General features: G+C 32.9%; 24 protein-coding genes. 10 read left to right on the forward strand and 14 right to left on the reverse strand.

Annotated elements, in window-relative coordinates; translation table 11 throughout:
- Nucleotides 1–12 precede the first annotated feature (12 nt).
- Genes NEF87_RS08945 through NEF87_RS08955 form a run of 3 tightly spaced genes read right to left on the reverse strand, consistent with a single transcriptional unit; the run spans nucleotide 13 to nucleotide 3,276 of the window.
- Nucleotides 13–1,113 carry an aminopeptidase P family protein gene (locus NEF87_RS08945; protein ID WP_457919523.1) on the reverse strand — a complete coding sequence of 367 codons (1,101 nt, stop codon included), beginning with the start codon at nucleotides 1,111–1,113 and terminating at the stop codon, nucleotides 13–15.
- A gap of 59 nt (nucleotides 1,114–1,172) precedes the next feature.
- On the reverse strand, nucleotides 1,173–2,345 hold the full coding sequence (locus tag NEF87_RS08950) for an alkaline phosphatase family protein (protein ID WP_457919524.1): 1,173 nt from the start codon (nucleotides 2,343–2,345) through the stop codon (nucleotides 1,173–1,175).
- Nucleotides 2,346–2,358: 13 nt separating this feature from the next.
- Nucleotides 2,359–3,276, reverse strand: coding sequence for a hypothetical protein (locus tag NEF87_RS08955; protein WP_457919525.1), 918 nt, complete (start codon nucleotides 3,274–3,276; stop codon nucleotides 2,359–2,361).
- 189 nt (nucleotides 3,277–3,465) lie between these two features.
- Here NEF87_RS08955 and NEF87_RS08960 point away from each other — a divergent pair, with 189 nt between their 5' ends.
- Nucleotides 3,466–5,442 (forward strand): hypothetical protein, encoded by a 1,977-nt coding sequence (locus NEF87_RS08960; protein ID WP_457919526.1) that lies wholly within the window; start codon nucleotides 3,466–3,468, stop codon nucleotides 5,440–5,442.
- A gap of 4 nt (nucleotides 5,443–5,446) precedes the next feature.
- Here the strand turns inward: NEF87_RS08960 and NEF87_RS08965 are convergent, their stop codons facing one another.
- The gene (locus NEF87_RS08965) at nucleotides 5,447–5,986 is read right to left on the reverse strand and encodes a DUF134 domain-containing protein (RefSeq protein ID WP_457919527.1); all 540 of its coding nucleotides are present in this window, start codon (nucleotides 5,984–5,986) and stop codon (nucleotides 5,447–5,449) included.
- Between the two features lie 360 nt (nucleotides 5,987–6,346).
- On the opposite strand from NEF87_RS08965, the gene NEF87_RS08970 reads away from it, so the two are divergent.
- From NEF87_RS08970 to NEF87_RS09000, 7 genes are all read left to right on the forward strand, one after another.
- Entirely contained in the window at nucleotides 6,347–6,733 is a 387-nt protein-coding gene (locus NEF87_RS08970; protein WP_457919528.1) for a NifB/NifX family molybdenum-iron cluster-binding protein, read from the forward strand.
- Nucleotides 6,734–6,768: 35 nt separating this feature from the next.
- A complete protein-coding gene (locus tag NEF87_RS08975; RefSeq protein ID WP_457919529.1) occupies nucleotides 6,769–7,680 on the forward strand; it encodes a nucleotide-binding protein in 912 nt (303 codons plus the stop codon).
- 2 nt (nucleotides 7,681–7,682) lie between these two features.
- A complete protein-coding gene (locus NEF87_RS08980) occupies nucleotides 7,683–8,642 on the forward strand; it encodes a P-loop NTPase (RefSeq protein WP_457919530.1) in 960 nt (319 codons plus the stop codon).
- Nucleotides 8,629–9,021, forward strand: coding sequence for a NifB/NifX family molybdenum-iron cluster-binding protein (locus NEF87_RS08985; protein WP_457919531.1), 393 nt, complete (start codon nucleotides 8,629–8,631; stop codon nucleotides 9,019–9,021). Before NEF87_RS08980 ends, NEF87_RS08985 begins: the two co-directional genes overlap by 14 nt.
- A gap of 132 nt (nucleotides 9,022–9,153) precedes the next feature.
- A complete protein-coding gene (locus NEF87_RS08990) occupies nucleotides 9,154–9,522 on the forward strand; it encodes a NifB/NifX family molybdenum-iron cluster-binding protein (RefSeq protein WP_371806121.1) in 369 nt (122 codons plus the stop codon).
- A gap of 150 nt (nucleotides 9,523–9,672) precedes the next feature.
- On the forward strand, nucleotides 9,673–10,134 hold the full coding sequence (locus tag NEF87_RS08995) for a DUF134 domain-containing protein (protein ID WP_457919532.1): 462 nt from the start codon (nucleotides 9,673–9,675) through the stop codon (nucleotides 10,132–10,134).
- A 21-nt stretch (nucleotides 10,135–10,155) separates the two neighbouring features.
- The gene (locus NEF87_RS09000; RefSeq protein ID WP_457919533.1) at nucleotides 10,156–10,875 is read left to right on the forward strand and encodes a site-2 protease family protein; all 720 of its coding nucleotides are present in this window, start codon (nucleotides 10,156–10,158) and stop codon (nucleotides 10,873–10,875) included.
- 44 nt (nucleotides 10,876–10,919) lie between these two features.
- Here NEF87_RS09000 and NEF87_RS09005 read toward each other — a convergent pair whose 3' ends face one another.
- From NEF87_RS09005 to NEF87_RS09015, 3 genes are all read right to left on the reverse strand, one after another.
- Nucleotides 10,920–11,177: a hypothetical protein gene (locus NEF87_RS09005; protein ID WP_371806125.1), complete on the reverse strand. Its 258-nt coding sequence runs from the start codon at nucleotides 11,175–11,177 to the stop codon at nucleotides 10,920–10,922.
- A 32-nt stretch (nucleotides 11,178–11,209) separates the two neighbouring features.
- Nucleotides 11,210–11,401, reverse strand: a complete 192-nt coding sequence (locus NEF87_RS09010; RefSeq protein ID WP_371806126.1) for a hypothetical protein — start codon at nucleotides 11,399–11,401, stop codon at nucleotides 11,210–11,212.
- 105 nt (nucleotides 11,402–11,506) lie between these two features.
- Entirely contained in the window at nucleotides 11,507–13,768 is a 2,262-nt protein-coding gene (locus NEF87_RS09015) for a site-specific DNA-methyltransferase (protein ID WP_457919534.1), read from the reverse strand.
- Between the two features lie 73 nt (nucleotides 13,769–13,841).
- On the opposite strand from NEF87_RS09015, the gene NEF87_RS09020 reads away from it, so the two are divergent.
- Nucleotides 13,842–15,896 (forward strand): TaqI-like C-terminal specificity domain-containing protein, encoded by a 2,055-nt coding sequence (locus NEF87_RS09020; protein WP_457919535.1) that lies wholly within the window; start codon nucleotides 13,842–13,844, stop codon nucleotides 15,894–15,896.
- Here NEF87_RS09020 and NEF87_RS09025 read toward each other — a convergent pair.
- The 4 genes from NEF87_RS09025 to spcS all read right to left on the reverse strand — a co-directional run bounded on the left by NEF87_RS09025 (nucleotide 15,879) and on the right by spcS (nucleotide 20,617).
- Complete coding sequence (locus tag NEF87_RS09025) at nucleotides 15,879–16,367, reverse strand: hypothetical protein (protein WP_371806129.1); 489 nt, start codon at nucleotides 16,365–16,367, stop codon at nucleotides 15,879–15,881. The genes NEF87_RS09020 and NEF87_RS09025 overlap by 18 nt on opposite strands.
- Before the next feature lie 162 nt (nucleotides 16,368–16,529).
- On the reverse strand, nucleotides 16,530–18,434 hold the full coding sequence (locus NEF87_RS09030) for a hypothetical protein (RefSeq protein WP_457919536.1): 1,905 nt from the start codon (nucleotides 18,432–18,434) through the stop codon (nucleotides 16,530–16,532).
- A gap of 29 nt (nucleotides 18,435–18,463) precedes the next feature.
- Nucleotides 18,464–19,171 carry a putative selenocysteine system protein gene (locus NEF87_RS09035; protein ID WP_371806131.1) on the reverse strand — a complete coding sequence of 236 codons (708 nt, stop codon included), beginning with the start codon at nucleotides 19,169–19,171 and terminating at the stop codon, nucleotides 18,464–18,466.
- Nucleotides 19,172–19,225: 54 nt separating this feature from the next.
- Complete coding sequence (spcS, locus tag NEF87_RS09040; protein WP_457919537.1) at nucleotides 19,226–20,617, reverse strand: O-phosphoseryl-tRNA(Sec) selenium transferase; 1,392 nt, start codon at nucleotides 20,615–20,617, stop codon at nucleotides 19,226–19,228.
- Between the two features lie 148 nt (nucleotides 20,618–20,765).
- On the opposite strand from spcS, the gene NEF87_RS09045 reads away from it, so the two are divergent.
- Nucleotides 20,766–21,875 carry a hypothetical protein gene (locus tag NEF87_RS09045; RefSeq protein WP_371806133.1) on the forward strand — a complete coding sequence of 370 codons (1,110 nt, stop codon included), beginning with the start codon at nucleotides 20,766–20,768 and terminating at the stop codon, nucleotides 21,873–21,875.
- Nucleotides 21,876–21,881: 6 nt separating this feature from the next.
- Here NEF87_RS09045 and NEF87_RS09050 read toward each other — a convergent pair whose 3' ends face one another.
- From NEF87_RS09050 to coaBC, 3 genes are all read right to left on the reverse strand, one after another.
- Nucleotides 21,882–23,387 carry a DHH family phosphoesterase gene (locus NEF87_RS09050; protein WP_371806134.1) on the reverse strand — a complete coding sequence of 502 codons (1,506 nt, stop codon included), beginning with the start codon at nucleotides 23,385–23,387 and terminating at the stop codon, nucleotides 21,882–21,884.
- A gap of 108 nt (nucleotides 23,388–23,495) precedes the next feature.
- On the reverse strand, nucleotides 23,496–23,975 hold the full coding sequence (locus NEF87_RS09055) for a DEAD/DEAH box helicase family protein (RefSeq protein ID WP_371806135.1): 480 nt from the start codon (nucleotides 23,973–23,975) through the stop codon (nucleotides 23,496–23,498).
- A gap of 89 nt (nucleotides 23,976–24,064) precedes the next feature.
- On the reverse strand, nucleotides 24,065–25,336 hold the full coding sequence (gene coaBC, locus NEF87_RS09060; RefSeq protein WP_457919538.1) for a bifunctional phosphopantothenoylcysteine decarboxylase/phosphopantothenate--cysteine ligase CoaBC: 1,272 nt from the start codon (nucleotides 25,334–25,336) through the stop codon (nucleotides 24,065–24,067).
- Nucleotides 25,337–25,404: the final 68 nt, after the last annotated feature.

Consider the following 25,404-nt stretch of genomic DNA (forward strand, 5'->3'; position numbering starts at 1 on the left):
GACACTTTTGTTTTATGCCCAAAATCGTCTTTTAGGGGTTGAAAGTCGAACCCCAGATTTGGCTTGAGCATAAACGTCATCTTCAATGCGAACACCAAATTTACCTGGTAGATATATCCCTGGTTCAACAGTGTATACATTGTTTAATAGTAGGGGATTTTCATTTGTTGCCAGCATATATGGCGATTCATGAATATCCAAACCAATACCATGGCCAGTCCGGTGGGTGAAAAATTCACCATAACCACTTTCTTGAATGACTTGACGGGCAGCAGCATCGACTTCTTGGCCAGTTTTCCCTATTTTTCCCATTAACACTGCTGCTTGATTTGCTCGTTCAACAATATCGTAAATTTTAAGAAATTCTTCTGTAGGAGTCCCAAAGAAAGTAGTATTGGTAATATCTCCCCAATAACCATTTAAAGTCGTCCCAGCATCAATTAGAACCACATCACCCTTCTTCAATTTACGTGATGTAGGCCCTGCATGAGGATTTGAGGAATTTTCTCCAAATTGAACAATAACAAAAGAATCTTCTCCATTTGATCGCTCGGCATAGTAATCCTTGATAAATTTAGCAACTTCCAATTCTGTCATTCCTTCCGATAATATCTTAAAAGCAGCTTCAATTCCTTCTGCGGATAAATTGCTCGCCTTTTTCAACATTTCAATCTCAAGATCTGTTTTTGATATTCGAGCTTCTTCAAAAATCGATAAACCATCACAAAATTGTGCTTTAGGTAATTTTTCTTGAATACGGCTGAACATCGTATAGGGCATTTGTGGAGAAATGGCGATCTTCCCTTCTTCAACATGAAGTTGTGCCAACTTTTCAGCAACGAGGGCAAAAGGATCTTCAATTTCTTCCCATCCAATAAGTTGATTTTCTAGAAGGAAAGTTCCTTGAGCAACATTACCAATTTCAAAACAAGGTAAAATGATGAGAGGTTCGGAGAGAGGTGAAATTAAAGCAACAATCAATCGTTCAGAAGGATGAGCATTTAAGCCAAACACATAGCGAAAATTTTGCCCTAATGTACAAAGCATTGCATCGATCGTATGATTTTTGAGTAGAACTTGAATTCGTTTCAGATTTTGTTGGAGAGATTCCATTGTTATTTCTAAAGATGCATAAAATTAAAATTATATACTAAGTAAAAAGATAGAAAAATCTAGAAAACAATTAGCGGAACAAACATCTCATCTTCACTCAAGCCACCATGATTACCAATGTGCAAATTTCGTTCTTCCCCTTCCAGTCTATCATTAAAAATGTAGTTATCACGCATCAAAAACACATAATCCCCAATTCGTTCTTCAAATTTAGGATGGCTTGGGAATAATCCAAAATAATTTGCAGCGATTAAATCCTCTCCTTTTTTAAGATCTCCAGCAAAGGAAAGATTTTTTTGAATATACGCTTCAAATTGAGCAACTTTTGCAGGTCGTACATAGAAAAATGGTGCACGTGGCTCCCCACTCAAAGGTAGAGTCAAACACTTATAAAGTTCAGGATGATCTTCCAAGAATAGCATTCTCTCAGGAGGAGTATCTATTAACCCATGGTCTGCTGTAATAAGTATTTTAGTTTGAGGGGATATTTGCTTAATTGAATGAATAAATTTTTCCAAATGATTCAAGAGGAGTGTAAAATGGTTTTGTGTATCCGGATGGGCAACACCCTTGCTATGGCAGGAGCTATCAAAATTTGGCCAATAACCTAATAGAAAATTGGATGATTGGGATTTATTATTTTTTTTAAGGACTTTTAACATGGTTTTAAAGAATGACTTCAGACTGCCATATTTATAGCTGCATTGACTGGTCTGACTTAAAACAACATTTCCATAAGGATTCCCGGCAATTTCTTTGGGGAGGAAAACAAATTGATTTCCATCACATTGGTTAAAAAGAGACTCAATTTTTAAGATATTTTGAGCGCTAACAGTTTTAGTTTGAAGAGAATATCCCGTAGCACGATTATGGAAAGGAAGAATGGTTGAAATTAAGCCCAATTCCCGAAGATAAGTAAACCAAGAAGGAATAGCATGATCTTGAGGTGCTAAGCCCGTATAAAAAGTAGTCATCGCTGCTGCTGTAGTGGATGGAAATATGGAAGTCATTTTTGTTTTAACATTTTGAAATAAGAAGGATTTCGGAAAATATTTTGATAAGAAGTTGTAGCCCATGCCATCAACGACAAGTAATAACACATTTTTTGCCTCTGTTAGCTTTTCAGATGAAAAATTTTCTAACTCGCGATATGGCGAGTGTCCACCCATATGCGTTAAAATGGTGCTCATTAAGTTTACAATTGATTGATTTTCGTAGTTGGGCTTGATCATAAAAATTTCAACACTATATTTCTTTTTCGGGGTAACGTTTTTTTAAAATTTCAGAAACTCGTTGGCGCAAAGCGAAATCGGAGAGGGGAATCTTATTGCGTTTTCGACCTAATTTTTCAACACAGCGCCAAGCTGTTTCGTCAATATTTGTTTCAGACCCCCATTTTGAGACAATTTTCTCAAATTTCCCTTTCACCAATTTTTCGGTAAAAATTTTATGAATCAAGTTTTCAGCTTCCGTTTCATGCATTTTTTCCTTCAATTGAGAAAGATATCGAATTTTATCATCAATGAATTCAATGAGAACTTGTTCTTTAACATAATTTCCATCATAAAACATTCGGGCGGAAGATAAATGCTCAATTTTATTATCTAATTTTGATACAGATAAAGAATTCATTTCAAGGATACCCATTCGAAGAGATTTTTGAGCATCAGTAGACATTCGGTTTAGAAGATAAGATGAAAAAGCTGGAATCCTATCTAGGATATCCTCCACACTTTCATTTTTATTTTCTTTAGAGGATTCTTGAGGATAAACTTTCTCAACGGTGGAACCTTCTTCTTTTAAAGCTAGTTCATTATTTTTTTCCACTTTTTGGGATGACGAGGCAATTACTTCGTCAATTAGATCAGTATGTGATGGTTTATGGAGCTGGATCAATTCTGCAAGTCGGTTTTCATCTAAAACATAACCTGCTGGTTTTGTTCGAACATAATAAATTACATGGTTTTTTGTTAATTCCGCTTTGATTGTATTCACAGTCCATTTTTGAGGCAGTTGCGTCTCTTTTAATTTATCTAAAAGCGCTTTTGCGGGAGAAATTTTTGGATTACTTTGGAAAATTGCTTTAAGTTCAGCGATAAAAGGTTCAGAAATATACAATGGTGACTTTGATTTATGATTTGAATTGTTTTGAGTCTTCGACATGTTTTAAGCCATCGTAAATTTTTTTTTTTTTTCACAGAACAAATTTTGCTTGAGTTTAATAATCCACAAAATCAAAAAAATTTTCTTAAAAAGCAATATGGAATATTTCTTAAAAGGACACTATTTGACATTCAGAACATAGAAAAAATTAGAGGAAAAAGAACTTTTTTTCAAATCTTGGTGAAATATTTGGGAGAACAACATCAGAAAGAAGAAATCGAAGCCGTGTATATTTCGATATTGTCTAATAATACACATCCATTTGAACAAGCAGTCAGTCGAAGTGATGTACGCTCCCAAAGCGATAGTTATGATATTGCTCGCCCTCATCAAGGAGCAGATCGCCGAATTGAACGAGCATTAAAATCGATCCAACGGAACCATCTTCCAAAATTATTGCCTTTATTAGGAGAAGCGGGAGCGGGGAAAACTCATTATTATTGGATCTTAAAGGATCAGGAAACGCCTTCATATGAAGTTTTAGAATCAGATGAAAACCCTTGGGCAATCATTTATGTTCCTTCACCCCCAATGGCTCTTAATATACCCCTTCATATATTAACATGTCTAATTGACGATCAAGGAGAAGATTTGATTGTTTCCACTGCCTTAAATCTTTTCAAGAAATTTAAAACTGATATTAACTCTTCTTTTGAAAATGTGAAAAACCAAATTGTAAATTACTATGGAGGGCTACATTCCGATGTAATACGAGTATTACTACAATTCATTTGGCCAGGAATAACCCAAGAAGAAAAAATATTATCAAAACGATGGTTATTTGCAGATAACTTAACTAAGGAAGAACTGACAAAGCTAAAGGTTAAAAATAATATTGAAAATGATGATGTCGTCTTAAATTTACTCCATATCATTGATGAATACTCTGGAAGAACTTTAATTTACTTCTTTGATGAGATGGAATTAATATACCGAATGTTTGGAGCAGAAAGTGAAATAAAACTGTGGGAGATAATTAAAAAACTATTTAATGAATCCCGTAACTCTCTCTTTCTCACCACATGTTTGTTAGATGTTTGGGAGAGAGTAACAAATAATTTAGACTCAAGCGTGATTTCACGATTTGAACCTGAAATACAGCTTCAATCCTTCAATCAAGAGGAATGTCACTTACTTTTTGCATCTCTAATGGAACATTTTTGGAAGCAATATTATTTGGCAAATCCTCCCAATCCATATTTCCCTCTTTCTGAAAATATAATCAACTTCATCTATACTAAATCAAAAGGCAATCCACGCCAAATTATCAAGCTTATTTCTAAAATTTTAGATCAAATTATATTGGAAGAAATTGAATATGCTGGGATAGATGAAGGAGCAGATCCTCAAGAAGTATTACAATTTGTTGCCAAATATTCTGAACAAGAAGAATCAAACAAGTTTTCAGAACCCACTCCGGAAGATTTTCGAGTTTCTCAACAAAATACTCGAGATGAGGTCATTGAGATTAATCAACTACTTCCTCAAGTGCTCCAACCCAAAAATCGTAAAGCGAAATTGAGTGTAAATGATGAAGAATATTTTGTTGAGATTAATCCAACATCTATTATATCGGCTTTAATGTCTTTATTAAATAAAATTGATGAAAAATTGTTCAAAAATGTATCTAATTTTCTCAAATTAACAATTAATTCATCCTATGACCTCCAAGGTGTGAGAAAAAATTTAGCGATACTTTTAGAGCTCCCCCAGAAAAACAAAAAAATTGGAATAGATATTCCTGCCATAAATAAATTGGGAAACTTATCTAAAGCAAAGGCATATTATTCTGTTTTAGACTGCACAAATGCAATTAATCGAGGAAAATTCGATCGCATGATTTTGCTTCTCCCAGATGGGTTAATTGATAGAACAGGACAAATTATATCAACCCTACAAGATTATAGTGATGATTTTCTTCTTATAGAATTTTCTGAGGATGATGCGCTGAAATTAATTGAAGCTACTGCTCCTATTAATGTGTCTACCTTAAACGAAATAGAACAATTGAAAATTTTTCTAAATTTTTGCTTCCCAAACCAACGGATACTTTCTTCATTGGAAAATCTTCTAAAAAATGAAAGAAAACAAAAATCATCCCCCCCGGATGATTTAGATGAAAAAATTGACGATTTAAGAAATTTTCTATTGAAATTAAATAAATAGCTCCTTAATTGGGATGTAAATATTTAATTAATCGATATGTTTTTTTACCTTGGCATTCAGGACATACCACTTTTGATCCCTTAGGCTTAGTCTTCTTCCCAACATCTGTAATAATGGAAGCCCATTCAAAACCACAATCTTGACAACCGAATCCTGAGAATTTAGTTTTGCTATCAACATCAGTAAGTTCTGGAACCAGTTTTGAATTTTTTTTTATAGTGTTCTCTTGATTTTTTTTAGATTTGGTTGATGAAGGGACATTATCTAAGGGATGAGATTGAATTGAAATAGCATAACCTTCAATAAAGGCTTTTGCGAGCTTTTCATATGCCCGACTTACAATCCGAGAGTATGTAGTTTGACTGATGGCCATTTCTTCAGCAGCATCAGTTTGTTTTTTGTGATCATAATTTCTTAAACGTAAAGCTTCAAATTCTTCGGCTGTAAGAAAAATTTTTTCAGCATTCTTTATTCCTTCGGGCCGATAATTGCTCGATTTAGGACGAATACTAGAAATATTTCTATATTTGTGCGGTCTACCCATTAGTTTTCCCTCTATATTAATCTACAAAAATGAATATTTATGATAAATTGTAGATATACAAAAAGTGGTTTTTCGTATATAAGAATCTTTCGACTATATATACAAATTTATCGTTTGAATCGATCATCCCAAATAAATTAGGTTCAAATCTAAAAAAAAAAGGAAAAATATTCACTCCATTTTTAATTTACCCGTTTCACAACCATATTGGTTTTCTTAAATATAATAAATATTTTTTGTAGCTATAAAATTGTTTTTTTTTGAATTATAAATCGAAAAATTTGAAATTGAGTTATAGAAAACTTTATACAGTGGGATTACCTTTATGTGAATAGGTATTCGTATAGGTTTGAAAAAAAAATGGAAAATCAAATTATTGCAATTCCAAGTCAAATACCTGGAGGCTTAGACGCTCAGGTAGACACACGATTTGGACGATGCAGAGTATTCACAATCGTCAATATAGTGAATAATGCCATCGGAACAGTTAAAATTGTTCAAAATGGAGGAAACAACGCTATGGGTGGCGCAGGGCCTGTTGCAGCCCAAACTATAGCCCAAGAAAAAGCAAAATGTGTTATAGGTGGAAATTATGGTCCAAATGCTGCAAATGCATTGTCACAAGCGGGAATTGCAACTTATGGAACAAAAAATGGCACTGTTAAAGAAATTATTGATCTTTTTCTCGCAAATTCACTACCTTTGATCTCTGGATCGAATGTTGGATCCCATAATGGTATGAATTAGTCTTTTTTAATGGAAATTTTCAATCAGGTAGAACAATGACAAAGACAATAGCCATCACAGGCGGAAAAGGGGGAACTGGTAAAACCCTCATTGCAACAAATCTTGCGATAAATTTAGCTAATAATGGATATAAAACACTTTTTATTGATTGTGATGTCGAAAATCCAAACTCTAATATTCTTTTGGGTAAGTCTCTTACGACTCCAGATGTAGAAAAGGAATCGATCGCGATATATAAACCGAGTTTTTTACAAGAATCATGCACTAAATGTGGAATATGCCGTAGTGCATGCTATCGCCATGCAATTTTGCAATTTCCGGACCATTTCCCTTCAGTTCTGGAACATATGTGTTCAGGATGCAAAACATGTCAAAAAGTATGCCCAAACGGTGCCATCATTACTGATTCACGTATCATAGGAAGTCAATATTTTCTTAAGCAAGCATATTCAAACTTAGATCTTCTCGTAGGCGAGTTAAATCCCTCTGAAGCAATATCAGTAAAGATAGTGGAAGCTCTTTTCCACTACTCGGAGAAATTAAGTGAAAAAGCGAACTATGACTTCATAATAATTGATACTGCACCAGGAGCACATTGCGATGTAGAGAAATCTATTAGTGATGCCGATCTAGTTATAGCAGTCACTGAACCAACTCCCTTTGGGGAACACGATTTAAACAGAATTTTAGATCTATTGGATGTAGTTGGACAAAAAGCAGATATTATCCTAAATAGATCTAACCTAACCCACTATCAAGAACCTCTCCGTTCTCTCGCAAAAACTAGGAACTGCAACATAATTGGGGAAATTCCCGTAGATAGTGTAGTGATTGAAGATTATGCTAAAGGATTACCATTTGTTTTAGATACTCGTAATTTCCCAGCAAAATCTGCGTTTAATTTGATTTATTCCAAAATATTGGAAGGAATAACAATGGAGTTGTAATTATGCCAGAGAATTATTACAAATTAGGAATTGTTTCAGGAAAGGGAGGAGTTGGAAAAACTTCTATTACAGCATCGCTTGCTTGTTCATTAAGTGATCAAGGTATAAATCTTATTGCAGCCGATACGGATGTGGATGCTCCAAACCTCCAAATTCTTTTTCAAACTAATGGAGTACCAAAGAAATCCTTTACTCTGCAGACTACAGAAAAGGCGACTTTTATTGCTTCATCATGTTCTCATTGTAAAAGATGCATTTCAGAAGAATTTTGTTCTTTCGGAGCACTATCATGGGACGAAAAATGTTTAGAACCAATTATTGACGTTGTAGCATGTGAAGGTTGCCGTGCTTGCTCACTACTTTGCCCAGAAAAAAGTTTTGAAATAAATCCAGTAGATAGTGGAAATGTAGTTCATTTAGAAGGAGAATTTGGATTTGATGTAATTACAGGCCAAACAATCTTGGGATCCCAAACTTCTGGAAAGCTAGTCACGGAATTAAAGAAATATGCGGGAAAAATTGCAGATTTAGAAGAAAAAGATCTCTTAATCATCGATGGCCCCCCTGGGATAGGATGCCCTGTAATTGCAGCAGTAGCTAATTTAGACTACTGCATCGTTGTCATTGAACCAAGTTCCGCGGCATTACATGATGCAAAGCGTGTGATAGAAGTCATTTCACAGTTTAAAATACCTATTGGTATTATCATTAACAAATCAGATATGTTTCCTGATGGCTATCAATTAATATCTCAATACATTAAGGATTATCAACTTGAATTGCTAGGGGATATTCCTTTAGACGATAATTGGCCTCAATCGATAGCTCAAGGATTACCAATTATTAAATTTGATCCAAAGGGGATACCGGCAGAAAGACTGCGGGTGATCTCAACTAAATTATTGAAAAAAATTAAATTAAAAACAAAAATAATAGGAGTAGAAAAAAATGAAAAGATATAGTATAGCCACGGATAATGGACAAGTTTCGCAACATTTTGGAAGATGCCCAACTTATACTTTTATCGATGTGGAAAATAGCACAGTTGTAAAAAAAACGACGGTTCAAAACCCAGGCCATCAAGTTGGAACTATTCCAAAATTTCTCCATGAAAATTCTGTAAATGTCATTATTGCAGGAGGGATGGGGAGAAGAGCCATAGATTTTTTTAATCAATACAATATTCAACCTATATTGGGCGCATCGGGCACTATTGAAAATATAGTCGACGTAATTTTATCCGGCGAATTGAAAAGTGGAGATAGTACTTGTGTTCCCAGAAAAGGGAAGGATTACGGTCTCCCTAAAGAAGAATGCGATGAATCTCACCACGAACATTAACTTCAATATTTTTTATTTTATTCTTCCTTTTTCCCTTTTTCCATCTTGTTAATTACATTCAAATGATATTCTATAATCGTAATCTTCTTATTTTGCCAATTGTTTGAATAGATATTCAGAAAAGTGATTACTATGAGTTTATTAAAAGTAGCATTTCCATCCACAGTTGAAGGATTAACTGGGGAACTAGTCCCTCATTTTGGCCACACCCCAGCCTTCACTATTTTAGAATATGATGAAGAATCCAAGGAGGTATCGAATGTTGAAGTACTTCAGAACGCACCACATCAACAGGGAGGCTGCATGCAGCCCGTAATGTTCTTGAAAAATGCAGGTGTTAATTCCGTCGTTTTAGGTGGGATTGGACAAAGGCCTTTGATGGGATTCTTACAAGTTGGTGTCGAACCTTATGCAGGAATTCAAGGAACAGTTAAAGAGAATTTTGAAGCCTTTGTGGCTGAAAAACTGCAAAAAATGGCTAAAGCTTCATGTAATCATTAAGCTAAAATTTTTTTTTTTATTCTTTGATATTATCTTTGAAAAATAAGCTTCTTCGCAAGGTTTATTATTTTAATATTTAAAAAAGTTAATAAATTTCTGAATCCAGATTTAATCATTGAGTGGATTGTATATATCTGGTGAAAATTGGAATTGCCAAAAAAGAAATTAAGGGAAAGTTATGATAAAGACCTTTTCCAAAAACAAAACTTGTTTTATAGAAATGTCCGTAATGAAAACGATGTTGATCAGCCAATCACGATAACCTTGGAAGAATACAGCGCTTTAAGATTAAATAGCTATATACATAAGGATGTAAAAAAGGGAAGGCAAGCACTATGTGCAAAAGAGTTCAACGTAAGTCAGCCTACTTTTAGCCGAATATTAAAAAGTGGAACCGAAAAAATAGTTCAAGCGTTAGTGGAAGAAAGGAACTTTCAAATAGCTGGAGGTAATATTGGATATAAATTAAATGGGTGGGGTTGCTGGAATTGTAATTGGGAAAGTGAAGTTGAAGAGCAGGATGAGTCCCTCCCAAAACCTGATAAATGTCCAAAATGTAGCTCCAAAAAATTATTCCAATTGAAAAAAATTGTTACCAAATGGAGTACTTAAAATAATACAGAAGGAATTGGGATGAAAAATTGCCCCCCACACTTTTTTCGAATCCACCCAAGCAGTTTAATTGCATTTCTAATCATTTTCATTAATGCTGGATTGAATTTATTTTATCGAGGATATAACTTAAGTTTTTTTACAATATTACTTGTAGCTTCGATTTCAACAGTGCTAGCAATTTTGAGTTTAATTTTACATGAGCTAATTCACGCAAGTATAGGAAAAGCTCGTTCAATCCCAGTTCAAAATATCATAGTTAACTTTTTGGGAGGATTTACTGTCTTTCAAGAAGAGACCATTGAAGCAAAAGATGAATTCTGGATAACATTAGGAGGACCCTTATCCAATGCAATACTCGGAATACTACTATATTTACCAAATTGGTTAGAAGAGTCGACCACAATGTCATTATACTTTCAATTTATGTTGAGCTATTGTGCACTCATCAACTTTCTTTATGCAGGATTTAATCTTCTTCCCATATACCCCTATGATGGTGGCCGAATTTTGCGTTCAATTCTTTGGATGAGAAAGAAAGAATACAATAATGCTACAATTAAGTCAATATATGTTGGATATTATACCGGAATTGTCGTAGTTGCATTAGGATTCTATTTTTTGATTGAAAAGTTTTTTCCATTCTATAATTTCGGAATAATAATAATTGGATTTTACTTCATATCCGTTTCTCGCACTTATATCAAACAAATTAATGAATTCAATTCAACTAAAACATAAAGTACGCTAAAATAATCAAACCTGCTTGAAAAATTGAAAAAAAATCAACTTGTAAATGGTTTCTTATCTGATTTGAAAAATGTCTCTTTATCTAAACCATCCATGTTTAATAAAAGAGAAAAATTGGCTTTGGAAAGTTCTTCTACACCTAAATCTTGAATATTTTTTTGACCTTTACTCAATTTCTCTTTAACGGTTTTTTTCTTAGAATCATCTTTACTAACCATGTTGTTTTTTGCTTGTTCTGTCATACAACTCCCTCTAACTAAAATATCGTTTTTAAGATATTTATGTGTTGTCATAAACAATAAAAATAAAAAATTATAGAAAAATATTATTTTGTGAAGGGTACCTTTCTAGACCACAAAGGTCCTTCGTTTTCACAGCCATGATGTTCCATTAAACGGGCAAAATTTTTTCTTTCTGGTTCACTATTCCCATCTATTGTATCTTCTAACCTATATCCACGTTCACTAGTCGGTTTTTTGCCCACTTTATCAATTTTAAAGTGTGTTTTTTCCGACATTAAATTCCCCATAATCCTTATCGTCTTAGCCTTTAAAATATTACTCAAAACTCGATAAATTTCAAATATTTAAAATTTTAGAAATTAATTGAAAGAAAAAATGGATTAAAATCCCATCGACTTGGGTTTAGCAGAAAAAAAACCATAGTGGAAAGTTCCCAGAAAATCGATCCCACATAATTCCCACACATCTACATTAGATTTTGGATCACTTAGCATGTCACCGATTAATTTTAGATTTTCTTTTGCACAATACATGTTTTTCAATTTTAAATGAATATACTTGGAATAGAATGGAAGCTGCACCCACTTAAAATTTTTGGGATTATTAGATAATTCAGGAACTTTAAACTTATGAGGACGAAAACCCCAGAATGCCAATTTATCAACACTTAAGGGCAGTTTTTTTCCATTTTTAAAATTGAAATATGAAAAGCTAAATTTGCGAGTAGAAGGATTATAAGAAATGTCTCCAAGTATCTTGATACTCTCTTTATGGTTACTAAATTCTAATCCATCAACAACTAAATCGGAATGTGAAATGGCGAACAATACACAGAATTTAGACTTTAAGTGCTGATTTGTGGAGGAACCATTCATTAACTTTGAAGTTAGTTTGTAGATGAAATCGGGCAAAATAGAATGAGAAATGATTATAATATTCTTAATTTTAATTAATAGATGTAAGATTGCTTGTATTTTCGAGATGGAATTCTCTTCAATCAGATCCAAGGATGGAGAAAGCATCAAAACAAAATGAGAAATATTATTAATATCTCCTTGCATTAACCGAATTTTTTTTGATAGTTTGAAATCTTGGAAAGCAATTTCAGAAGAACTACCATCGAAATCAGTGATATCTTCAAGATTGGTGATTTTTACATTATCTCCATCAGATAAGAAAAATCCATTTTGGTTTAAAATTTGATGAATGTGCTCATCCCACCTATCAATGCTCTTGAAATTTACCTCTTCTACCGAAAACGGAGACACAACCCTATCTTTTTTTTTATGTTGAAGAGGCAATTCATATCGAACTTGATCTTTCGATTTTCGTTCATGGGCCAGATCACTTAAACTAATTTTATTTACTGGGGTATAATGAAAGTCATTTGATTCAATATTCCATTTAAAACAGGGAAAAATAGTACCAATTAACCAATTACAAGTCGATAGAATGGCCGTCGGACTTGTATCGAAAACAATCCACTTTCTTTCCAATTTTTCAGCGACCATCGCTGTCGTTCCAGAACCACTTGTAGGATCAAGCACTAAATCCCCCGGACGTGTGGTCATAGCCATACATCTTTGAATCACTTTTGGGTTAGTATGTACGGTGTAATGTTTTTTAGCTGCAAAAGTACTTGTAGATGTATCAGTCCATAGATTTGTTAATATCATTGCAGGAAAATCAGATTCATAACGTTTTCCATATAGTTTATTGTTAATTATTTGCACTCGATCCAGCTCAATCAACTTTTGAATAGCTGTTTTCTCCCAGCGCCATTCAAATCCATTTGGAGAAGCGATTTTTTTACCTTGATATTCAATTATGAATTGTCTTTCAAAACGATTTGGCTTCAGAGGATTGATGCGTTTAACTAATTCTTGAGGTTTAAAGCGGATAATTTCTCCATTTTTGGGATTTTTAGAAGAATAAGTGAATGTTTTGGCGATTTTATCCATAGGACGCTCAGTGAAAAGATTTCGTCGAAAAACTTGTTTTTTATCTTTCGCATACCATAGAAGATAATCTGCGATGCCTTGAACCTTATTGGTACTTATAGCCGTTCTAAATGTTATTTGACTGACGCAATTTTCGATGCCAAAAATTTCATCAAGTAAACAGCGAACATAATGTAAGTTTTTTTCTCCAATTTGAACAAAAATCGAACCACTACTGGTTAATAATTCCCGAAAAAGAACGAATCTTACTCTGAGATAGGCTAAGTAAGAACTTAGACCATTTTTCCAAGTATCCAGATAACCTTCAGATTGAGATGACCCTGAAGTGTGTTTTGCATCAAAATTTATTCCAAAAGGAGGATCCATATAAATCATCTGAACTTTAGAACCATATCCCGCCTTTAAAAGAGCATTCATCCCAATTAATGAATCTCCGTGAATTATTCGATTATGCCAAACTTCATCTTCATCTCCCAAAAATTTGATGTATTTAGTGGTTTCGAATTCATTTTCAAATTTCTCCTTTCCAAGAATCATCTTTAAATTGCTTAAAATTTTCTTTGAATCGAAAAAATTAATCGAATTTAATTTGGCTTCGGGGACAGAAAAAGAAGTTTGAGGTTTATCCTGCCAAGAAATAACGGGTGTTTCGGGATCAATCTTTGGAAAAGAAAAATTCATATATTTAAATATAAATGCTAATATAACTTAAGCATTTTTTGTCAAATTACTTCAGATTAAGAGAAAAATTAAGATGATAAATCGAAGATCCATCCGAAAAATGAAGGAAAAAATCAATGGTCAAATTCAAGATACTTTAATGAAGGATTCTGATAATTATGTCTTGAATAAAGATTTTATCCAAAATTATCTAGTCATTCTAGTATTCTTATCAAAATCCGAGTTGTTTACTCATTTTTCCAAATCTCAGCAATCCAAATTGAAGAAAACCTTATTTAACATTTTTAAAAAAGAATTCTCTCCTTCTATAACCAATTTTCAAGAAATTCAAAAATTTGTGTCTGTCTTACCCCCAAACATGACTTTTTTCAGGGACAATCAATTATCTTCGGACCAATTAAAATGGAACAATAATAAAAATGAAGTGAGCATGTATTCTAACATTTTTTTAGGTCAAAACTCAAAATTAGCAGACATATTTGAGTTTCATGCAATATTACAGACACTAAGATATGATTCAACAAATAAAAAAAGCCAAATTCAAAAAAATCGAGGTGCTTTTTTTACTCCGCTCAATGTAATTAATTTCATTTTGGAATCCCTAAACCAAAAACTTCTTGATTCGTTTAAAACACGAAAAAAAGTACGAATTTTAGATTATTCATGCGGTATGGGAGGATTTATCATCTGTACTTTAGTGTATATCTCAAATTTACTTTCAGATTCTACAATTTTGCATGGGGATATAGAAATTGAATTTTGGGGAATTGATATAGATATTTTTGCATTAGATATTGCCCAATTTTCACTCAAATTACTAAATAATAATGATAATTTTAATGCAAGTCAAATATCTGTAAGTTTTTTTCATCAAGATTCATTAAAACCCATTGATGATAAGAATATTATTTCAAATGATCTCAACTTAAAATTTAGACACCAATTATGTCCCTTCAATGAAAAATTTTCAGATTTTATCCTTAGTAATCCCCCATACGTCAGTTGGGGGTTGGGAAGAGTAGGAAAGTTAGGAAAAGACCAAACTCAAATGCTCCGTCAAAATTTCTCACATTCAGCAGAATATAAGATTAGTTACTATGCCATATTCATAGAACGGGCAATTCAATTATTAAAGAATCACGGTTTTGCCGCATTGGTCGTTCCAGATAGTTTTCTAATGGGAAAATACTTTCATAAGCTTAGAAATTATATATTACACACCACAAGGATTCAAGAAATTAATTTATTTCAAAGGAATTTTTGGTCTGGAGTCGATAGTGGTCTTCCGGTGATAATTATTTTTCAAAAGGATGCAATGAAAATTAAAAAGCAACAAATGATATCACGTATGTTAAGTTTTTCACCCCAACATATCAAAATACTACACGAGTATCAAATGGATCAACAATATTTTGCGAAAATATCAAGATCTCGATTTCGGCTTCTTTTTTCAGAAGAATCTCTGTTGTATATTAACCGTTTAGAACAAAATTCAATTCCTTTAGATCAACTATTCGAAATTCATCATGGGATTCGATCCAAAAAAGGAATAGGAAAAAAAGAAATTACATCAAAATTACGATTAGGATCATCTTGGATGCCTGGTTTGGTATCAGGAAATGATGTAGAACCTTATAAACTATCCTATCGAGGATTTTATATAAATACTAAACCAGAAAATTTGTATTCAGGTGGATATCAGAGATATCACATAGAACAAAATAAAATTATACTACGTCGAACAAGTGATAGACTTATTGCAGCGGTAGATGAAAAAGGATACTATCATACAAACACACTTCTCTACATCATCCCAAAAGAAGGAGTTAAATCCCCAATCTCACTCTATGAGCTATGTGCATTACTGAATTCCAATTTATTGAACAAATATTATGCCTTGATATCCCTAAAATCCAAACGAACGTTGCCTCAAGTAGAAATAGATATGTTGAATAAGATACCTCTTAAAATTCAGAAAGAATCCGCTGAGATTATCCAGTTGGTAAAAAAAATCCATACATTAAAGACAAAAAATACAAGGACCAATGAAGAAGAACAAGAAATCACAAATTTTTTCGATTTAATTGAAAAAAATCTTGAAAATTTGTACTTAAAATTGAGAATATAATTTTTTTACTGGTTTTCTAAATAACAGGATTACAAGTAAAAGACCAGCAGAAGCTAAACCGAATACCAGCAGTTTCTCTTCAAAATAATTAAATAAAATATTTGTAAAGAGTAAGAAGGTAAACAACAGTGCTAGCAAAGTCATGTACATAAGAATTACTTTAAAAATGCTCATATTAAGCATATTGACATGTTTAGGTTCCTTTCGCTTGCAAGTCGTACCAATTTTTTCAAAACATTCTAATCTATCTTCATCACTTAATTTTACTGTACAAAATTTGCATTTTTTGGGTAAAATAGCATCAATAATATCAATGGAAGTATTATTGTTCAAATGCATTATATCTTGTTGAATTGTATAGATCTCTTTTTCTTGCTCTAAAATGAGTTTTTCCGCACCTAACTGCTTCAACAGTTGTAACTTTTGCATACTCTCTTGCAATTCATGTAATTTTTCGTTAACATCAGACATAAGGGTTCACTAAGATAGCAGATTCACAATTACGAAAATCAATGTATTACTATGTTTAATTAAAGGAATTAACGACCGAATTTAAATGATAGACATTGGGGAGTTTCTAATATTTTTGTAAAAAAAATTCAACTTTTGTAGTAAAGTTTAAAAAAACTTTATTTAGTGATTAAAATGTTTATTTCTTGAAATTAAAAATACAATAGCAAGCCCAAATATTGTTATCAACGGGAATAGTGAATATCCAGGGATCACTGCATCATTTACACTATTTGACCACTCATCAACAAGAAATGCATCAATTCCAAACCCATAAAGTCCAAGATCATATAGTTTAAACTCATAAATATTTTCCCCAGCTAATTTGTATTGCTCATTAATTGTATTTCCATAATTATCTACGTAAGATTCATTTGAATATACATGCCAAGTATTAAATTCAGCAGTATCTTCATAATCAGATTTCCAGTGCATGAATTGAAGAGGAGGTTCTCCGAAAAGTAGGTTAGGTGATATTTCATCAGGATAAGTCAACCTTAAAGTTATAGGAAATGTGACTGCTGATTTATTGGCAGCATTAATCCAAAAAACCACACCACCTCCCTCATAATAGGTATTATCAATTTCAACGTTCCCAAAAACACCATTATATTCACTTCGTGAATACATATCCATCCTATAATATCCTTCTTGCAGATTTCTTTCCCATTCAGATGCAGTAGAAGCTGCAAAGAACATATTTGTTGAAGTGGTTAATGTTGTTGATATAGTTAATTTGAATTTAACATCGGAATTGTATTCGAATGAAGGATCTAAAGATGAAATATACTTACCAGATTTCGCATTTCCAGAATGAATGTTTTCTGTTTTTAAAAATTCTTGGCGGAGATAACCACCCAAATTTATTTCCATGCTATAATACGATGAACGTCCACTATTATCTACTGCAATAGCCATAAACCGTAAATTAGTAAAACGTGTTGAATATTGAGCTTCTAACTCAGATAATCGAATTGTTGTTAAAGGTACTTCATAAATTTGGTTAGATGAAACATTTTCAATAATACGATAAGGGTAAGGTTGGCCATAATCACCAAAAATAATGATATAAATTTTATCTAAATCATCATAAAGTGGAGAACTATCGGAATCAATTGCAGATGTAACAATCATTGCATTTTGAGTCTCATACATGACAAAATCACCATATTGAGATGTTTTAGTTGCCATGTTGACGATTTGTGGAATATAATTCCCCGCTTTTGTTAGATTGAAGCAATCATAGGTCGATTTCCCATTTTCGTCTATAACAAAAAGTTCTATTTTAGACGTAGATCCAACTTTATCATTAATAGCAAAAATGGTTTCTAGATTTAAGTTAACATTTGTTCCAGAATATTCGTCATATCCATCGGAAATGCTATTATTATCAACTATAACTGTATAATTAAACTTCAGATTATCAGTAGTGTAAACAGTCCATGAAAATGGTTGATAATTATCTGGATAGTAATAAAAATCATCATAATACATGCCTAAAACGGGATTATCCTCCGTAATATTTACAATCATTTCATGCGCATATATTTGCTGAGTTATTGAATGAAAAATTTCAAAGGTTACGTTGTGGATGCCGATGTTATTCATCACAGTATTTTGTAGAGAATAATCAACAGTGAATTCCCAAGTGTTATAAATTTCCTGATAATCCTTTTGTTGACCATCAACGAAAATTCTATACCATTCAAATGTTCCTCTACATTCCCTATAATTTTCATCGTAAGGTAAGTAAAAATGAATTTGATTTTCAACTTGGTTTTGATATCGTTCTACATAAGTAGGGGCAAAAATAAATTGATCAAATGGATATTTTCCCCCTAGATGATTATAATCATACATCTTGTAGGATGACTGAGAATCTAATGGTTGTTCAGAAGGTAGTTCTCTCAATCCATTATTAGAAATATCTCGCCCATTATCAATTTTGGTGAAACTACTATTGAATATACATCCAAACATGAAAAGAACTATCAATGTTCTATACAAATAAGCACGCTTCATTATCATTTTCTTGAACCTCTCAATTATTAAAAAAATTAAACAATGTTTTGCTCTTCTCTAAGAGTAGAAATCCCAGCAAGTTGTTTTGAAATTAAATCTTTTAACCATTTCTTAATTTGAAGAAAATTTTTAACTAAACCCATTGTACTTTCTTCAGGAAAGGGTAGATCTTGCCCTTGTTTTAAAGCGAAATCCATCCATTTATGTAATGCGAGTTGAACCAAATCAGCACCTTTGGAATTTTGAAATATAGGAATAAGTGCAGCTCTTTCCCGACATTCACCAATTGCAAAATAAACTCTACGACTTAATTCTTTTGATAAAGCAAAATGCATTGCTTCATCTACTTTTCTTTCAACTAAAATACATTTGGAAATTTGATTTCGTAAATCGGAATTGATCGATTGCAGCTGTGATTTGTATTTTTGAAGGTTATCTGCGAGATTTTTGATATTTTCATCAATAGTTTCTTCATTACTCTCAAATAGAGTAAGAAAAATTTCGTCTTCTTTGTTTAAAATACTGATAAATTGCTTTGATTGCGCATTATATAATAAAGCAACATCTTGAATATGATCTTTTCCAGGATTAATTTTGATGGAGAAACATCGAAAGGGAACATCACTTGCGGTAAAATATGCCAATTCAAATAATTCTAACCTTCCCAGTGGATCATAGGCAATCTTGACAGATCTATTCCGCCAAATTTTGTTTATCTTTGCAAATTCTTGTAAAAGTCCCATTTTTTTCCCTTAAATTGTGTTGATCTTTTGAAAATAAAAAAATTTCGTTTAGGTTCATTTATCTTGGATCTGTATGAAGGCTTTTTTTAACATTTGGATTGCAAGTAAAATATGTTTTTTCTCAACCCCTATTGCGGCATTCATGACTACATAAGAGAAAGGTATTTCTGTTTTATTTGTACAAGACCCAAATTCAGACTTATTTAGATCAATGATCCTTGGACCGGTAACGCGTAAATTATATAGAAATCCACCTAATTTTGAGATTTGATCTTGAGAAAATTTGGAAAGTGTTAATGCACACGATACTTTGTTTCCACAATCTATTAGCTTTTCCCCAAGATTTTCGGCAAGATTCTTCAGTTCAGATTGAAGTATGAAAAGATTTTCTTTTTGTTGTTTCATTTTGGATAAGTATCCGTTTTTTCCCATGCTTAGAAGAGACGTTAATAAATGCATCGCAGGAGCAGCACTCGCTCTTCCAGCGTACGATTTGCTGATAGTTTGAATTAACTCTGAATTTGGGGATGCAATAATCGCCCCTCCGACTGGAGTTAAGAAACATTTATCAGTACTCTGTATTATTGCATCCACCTTCCCTGCATCTATTGCCCCACGAATTATTTTCAAGATATCGCTAGATTGAACACCATATGCGTTGTTAATTATATGAATGAGTTCATTTTTTTTGGCAAACTTTGAGATTTCTTTTATATTATCTGGAACCCTCGGGGCAAAAAATGCACAGTTTGTAATAATTGCACACACAGAATCGGAGTTTTTTTGAAAAATGGATTCAATTTCAGCCATATCAGTGTAAACACCTTCAGAAGCATAATAATTTTTTCCAAAATGACCCGGTATTGTGATTATCTCGGCTCCAATATATTTAATACCTTTGATGGGTGAATTGTGATCAATTTGAGTCATTAATACCATGTTTTTTTTTGTAGAGTTTATTTGAAAATGTGCTAAAGCACCTCGTAAAGCTAACCCAAGACTCATACCTGTACCCATGGGTACGACTAGAGAGCTTTTGATATTAGATAACCCCAGAGACTTTAAAAGGGAAAAGGAAACTTTGTTTGACAAATTTTGCATTAAAGAGGCACCAGCAGCTTTTGGTTGGGGAGCCGCCAGCTCCCCACTTCTACCGACACCATGGCAAAAACCACCAATTTGATTAGACAGTAATTGAGTAGAAATTCTCCCTTCTCTTTCTCCAATCCGGATTGATTGTGGATCTTTATCAGAATCTAAATGACTAAGAACATAAAGTAATTGAGTTATCTGATCATCATTCCAGCCCTCATCAGGGATAGATCTCTGTTCAAATAGTTGAATAATTGGCTTTGTATGAGCCCGTAATCCAATCGATGATCGATCCAACATATGAAGTGGAATACCGAGATTTTCAAGCTTCTTTGTAATAGATTTTTCCCACATCAATTCTCATTTAAAAATGTAGTGAACAAGCGTAAAAAGTCTTCCTCTCCAACTTTTATGAATTCATCTTTTCCTTAACATTGTTAAGAAAAAATAGGCCTCGTCTTTAAATTGGGTATTTTCTTTATATTATTAAAGAGGAAGGAACTTGAGCGAACGAACTGGTACGAATAATAATAGATTTTGGAAAAAGCGTTTAAATAAACGCACTCGAAAAAAGGATCACGAAAAATTTCATGCTTCAATAGATAAAGACACATCCCTTACATTATATCGAAGAGAAGGAGGGCTTTATCTAATAATCAAAAAAGAATTAGTAGAATATGATTTAACAATTAAACCTTCAGAAGCACCAGTCATTAACCAATATCTTAAAGTCCCGGACCCTTTTGAATCCATGTTGGCAGATATTAAGATATTTGAGAATGAAATCGAACCCTTAAATCTTGGAGTTCAGACCACCTTTGGAGAATCAAAAGATATTAACTTGATTTCAGTCAAACTAGCTATAGGATCAGGAGAAGATGATTATGTCACCATAGACGAATCAGATCTATTTGCTATGGATGTGGAACCCACAATGACTGGGTTATTAGATTTCATTCAAGCCAATGATAGCATAATCGGAATTTGTGATAGAATATTTGATCATGAAAAAGGAAATATTGTTCTTTTAGAAGCCAAATTAAGAGATCCGCACATTGGAATTTCATCCATAGAATTTAAAATTTTAAGCAGTCTCCATCAACGAGGGTTATATTTACAAAAAAATATGCGATATGCAGGATTACAACTTTATACGATAATTAAAGCAGAAAGTCTAACTCCAGAATTACTCTCCTATTTGAAAGCTATAGATATAGACTGGGAAATAGTTTTCTTGCGCAGAGATTTAGCCATTGGTGATTGGTTGGAAGTAGAATGTGAAAAAAGTTCAATAAGTTTGAAAGGATATCTTGCTTCGAAATATGAATCCTTAGGTTTCTTTGATGTTAATAATATCACCAGAATTGCTATCGTAAATCAACTCAGTTTTAAAATTGTGGTGAGAATGAGTGAACTCCTTAATCGCGTTAAATTTAACAAAGAAGAATTAACTGGAGGTTCTCCAGACCAAGATCCATTGAAAAAAGCAGAAATTATTGCAGCTGCAAATTTAGCTTGTGCCTATCATGGAATAAAAGTCGATATCAAAATTGATAAAGAAATTGATCCTCTCGAAATCCAACGATTTGAAGAAGAACTGATTCGACTTTAGTTTTTTTTACCCAATTTGTTCTTTCACAAATTCATTTACTTTCTCAATAAAATCTTTCAAATGGGCCGTTTTTATCTTTGCACCCGCTGCCGGAGGGTGCCCACCAGCAGGATTTTGAATTTTTAGTTGTTGACAGGCTTTACGCATTACAATACCAAGATCTAAGCCTTTATCCAACAATTCTCGATTTGCTCTAGAAGACACTTTTAAAAAATGATTGTCAGAATCGGCAAACGCGATCAAAGGTTTATCATGTTGTAAATCTGAGTGAATTAGAATAGAACAAATAGTTCCTATAATTCGTTCATCTATAGTATTATCATAAACAGTTCGAATATATTCATATTCACGAATTTGTTTCTTTGCAGATTGAATGGCCCGAGATAATTCTTTTTTATAGTCTTTTTTTTCACTCATGGCATCTGTTAGTGCCTCAGCATTCCCTAAAAGAGCCGCAATCCCAACACCTTGTTTCCCACGCCTCCCACATGCATTCAATAAACTTGACATTTCTCTAGCATCTGAAACAGAGATTTTTGGGTCAAAATCTGTTAAAATATAGAAAGTGGTCACTAATTTTTTGATATCATCGGTAGAAATACCTTTTTCTACTAAAGCATATTGAATCAATGCGTTTGTAAGTGTCTTTTTTTCCATCTCACTTAGATCTATCAAAGTTCGCGAATGGTTCAATTCGTCAGTCGCTTGAATATTTATCCGATTCAAAAATTGGACCACTCCATCATAACTACCAGATAAACCTTCAATCTCTAAAGGGAGGGAATAAATTAACGATTGAATTAAAGGACGAGTCCTTGAAATGGCAATATTTTTCTCCAAAATTATTTTTCTATCATTCATTGCTTCTTGCAAAATTTTCTGATTAATCCCTTTAAATTCACTTTTGTCGTTGTTATTTTGCATGTCACCAATAGCACCTACAATAGCGAGGGCAGCCAAATCTTGATTTTTTTCATTCATTATTTTAGAAAAGAGATAACATATTCCAGCCCCAGAAATTTCATCCTCACCCCGAATATCGTAAAAATAAGGATTAATATGATTAATTTCAGGAGGATTATCAATTTTCTCTGGCTTGTGATGATCCAATATTAAAAAATCAGTTGTTTTTAATTTTTCTTTCAAAATCTCATATTGACCGGATCCAAAATCGGTTAAGACAATAAAACGATTATATTTTGATATCTCTTCAGCAATTGTTGCAATATACTGAGATTCTAATTGATTTAAAATTGTAATTTGAAATCCAATATTCTCACGAGTGAACATTTTTGCCATAATTGCCGCAGCACTTAACCCATCAGCATCGAGATGACTATAAATGTGAATGTTTTTTTGGAAACGAGAAGAATCAAAATGTTGGAGACTAACCTTTTTTTGAAGATTAGGAGCGATTTCATCTTGATTTTTTGATGCTCCTTTCTCAATCTGAGCAAATAGAAAATCTTTAGCCTTTTGCATAGCATTTAGTAGTTCATTTAATGGTATCATACTCACCTAAAGGAGACAATCTTACTTGTTTTCCTTTCTTTATTTGTCTTTATATCAAAGCTGTTTAACTAAATCAATTAAAAATATAGAGCAAAAAAAGAAATAAACTTATTTTTGCTCTTCCCTATGATATATTACAATTTTTTCCCATTCTTCGGGATCAGAAAAAATGGAACTCACTCGATCAAAAATAAATTCAGCAATTTTATCTTTTCCATGAGTTTCAACACTTTTTTTCATTCTTAATCCACTTGATATCTCAATACCCCATACAACTTGATTCAAAATTAATAGATTAAGCTGTTTTCGAGAATTTTTTATGGCTCTAATTAAATACCAAGGGGATTTTCCACTTTGATTAATAGTTATATCATTAGAATTGGGACCTTTTACAAAAATATTCTTGCCTGATAAAATCTGACATTTTTTAGGATTCTCTTCTTTAAAGGTCTGAACTTTGCGAAGGAAATTTTTATCATGGTCTATAAGTCGTATATGTTTCCCACAGATTTGTTCACAGCTCAAAATTCGGATTTCTTTCTTACGATGAAGTTCTTCTGACTCATAAATAACTTCCAAAAATGACATTGAAATTCCCCTTATATCACAATTTGTTGTCAGATCATTTAACACTTTGTGCTTCTTGAAAAATTAAAAAAAACCAATAACAAAAAAAATCAAGCATTTAGAACAAGAAAATCAATTATTTTTTTGGAAATCGATCGCTTACTTGCAAGTTCTAGCTTAGTGGTGGCTTTTTGTGAATCAATAATAAACACTTCATTTGTGTCTGATCCAAATCCTTTTCCAGAAATGGAACTACCAGCATGATTTGCGACGATTAAATTAGCTTTAGATGTTGTTAGACGGTCATAAGCCTTTTCAATAATTTCTGAATCGGATAAATTTGATTCTGCTTTGAACGCAATAATGTAAAGATTTGGAGATTTTTCTCGGGCTAAAGAGATCAGTTTTGGTGTGGATATTAGATGCAGATCTAAAAATTGTTGATTGCTTGAGATCTTTTTATCTTGTCGCTTCTCTGGAGTAAAATCCGCTAATGCTGCGGTTGAGATTAAATAATCATATTTCTTGAGATCCAACTCTTTTAACATCGCATCTACAAAATTTTGAGTGGATTCTACATGGACGACTTTTGCACCAAGGGGGTCTTTGATGATACTCTTCCCTTTTAATAAAGTCACTTCACCACCTCGTGATAAAATTTCTTCGGATAATGCAATACCCATCTTTCCCGTTGAAGGATTTGAAAGAAAGCGAACATCATCAACCCACTCTATGCTAGGTCCTGCAGTGATCAAGAACTTTTTTTTGATTAAATCTTTGTTTGGAGAGAAAAAATTAATGACAAAATTAACAACTTCATCTACTGCAGCAATTTTAGCTTTGTTTTCTTCTAATCTAGGTCCAAGCACTTGTACACCTAAATTTTTTAGTTTTTGAATATTTTCTTGAACAATAGGATTTCGAAACATGGAATCGTGCATAGCTGGGACAATGGCCATTGGGGTTTTACTACCTAACGCAACCATTGAGATGGCGGTGACAGGATTATCACTTATCCCATGGGAGATCTTTCCAATAGAATTACCTGTTGCAGGACAAATCAGAATCATGTCTGCGATACCTTTCGTATTTTCACGTTCTCCAGCAGTAGCGATGTGTTCAATTTTTCCAGTAATTTCAGTAATAACTGGATTACCCGTCGCCCATTCTATTAAAGTTGGCTGAATTAGTTTAATTGCCTCTTCTGACATCACAGTAATAACTTCAGCACCATGTCGCATTAATTCCCGCGCTATTGAAGGAGCATTTAAAATAGCCACACTTCCAGTTAAACACATACAAATGGTTTTACCTTGTAAATTTTCGCTTTTAATCCCAATTATATCTTTAGTAGGATGAATATGGCGAATCTGATTTTCCATGAGACTAGTTAAAGCACAATTCAAAAAAATATTTCTTATGCCTCAGTATATATCTTTGTGATTACAAG

It is taken from the genome of Candidatus Lokiarchaeum ossiferum (assembly GCA_025839675.1).
GTDB classification, from domain to species: Archaea; Asgardarchaeota; Lokiarchaeia; order Sigyniarchaeales; family Promethearchaeaceae; genus Lokiarchaeum; species Lokiarchaeum ossiferum.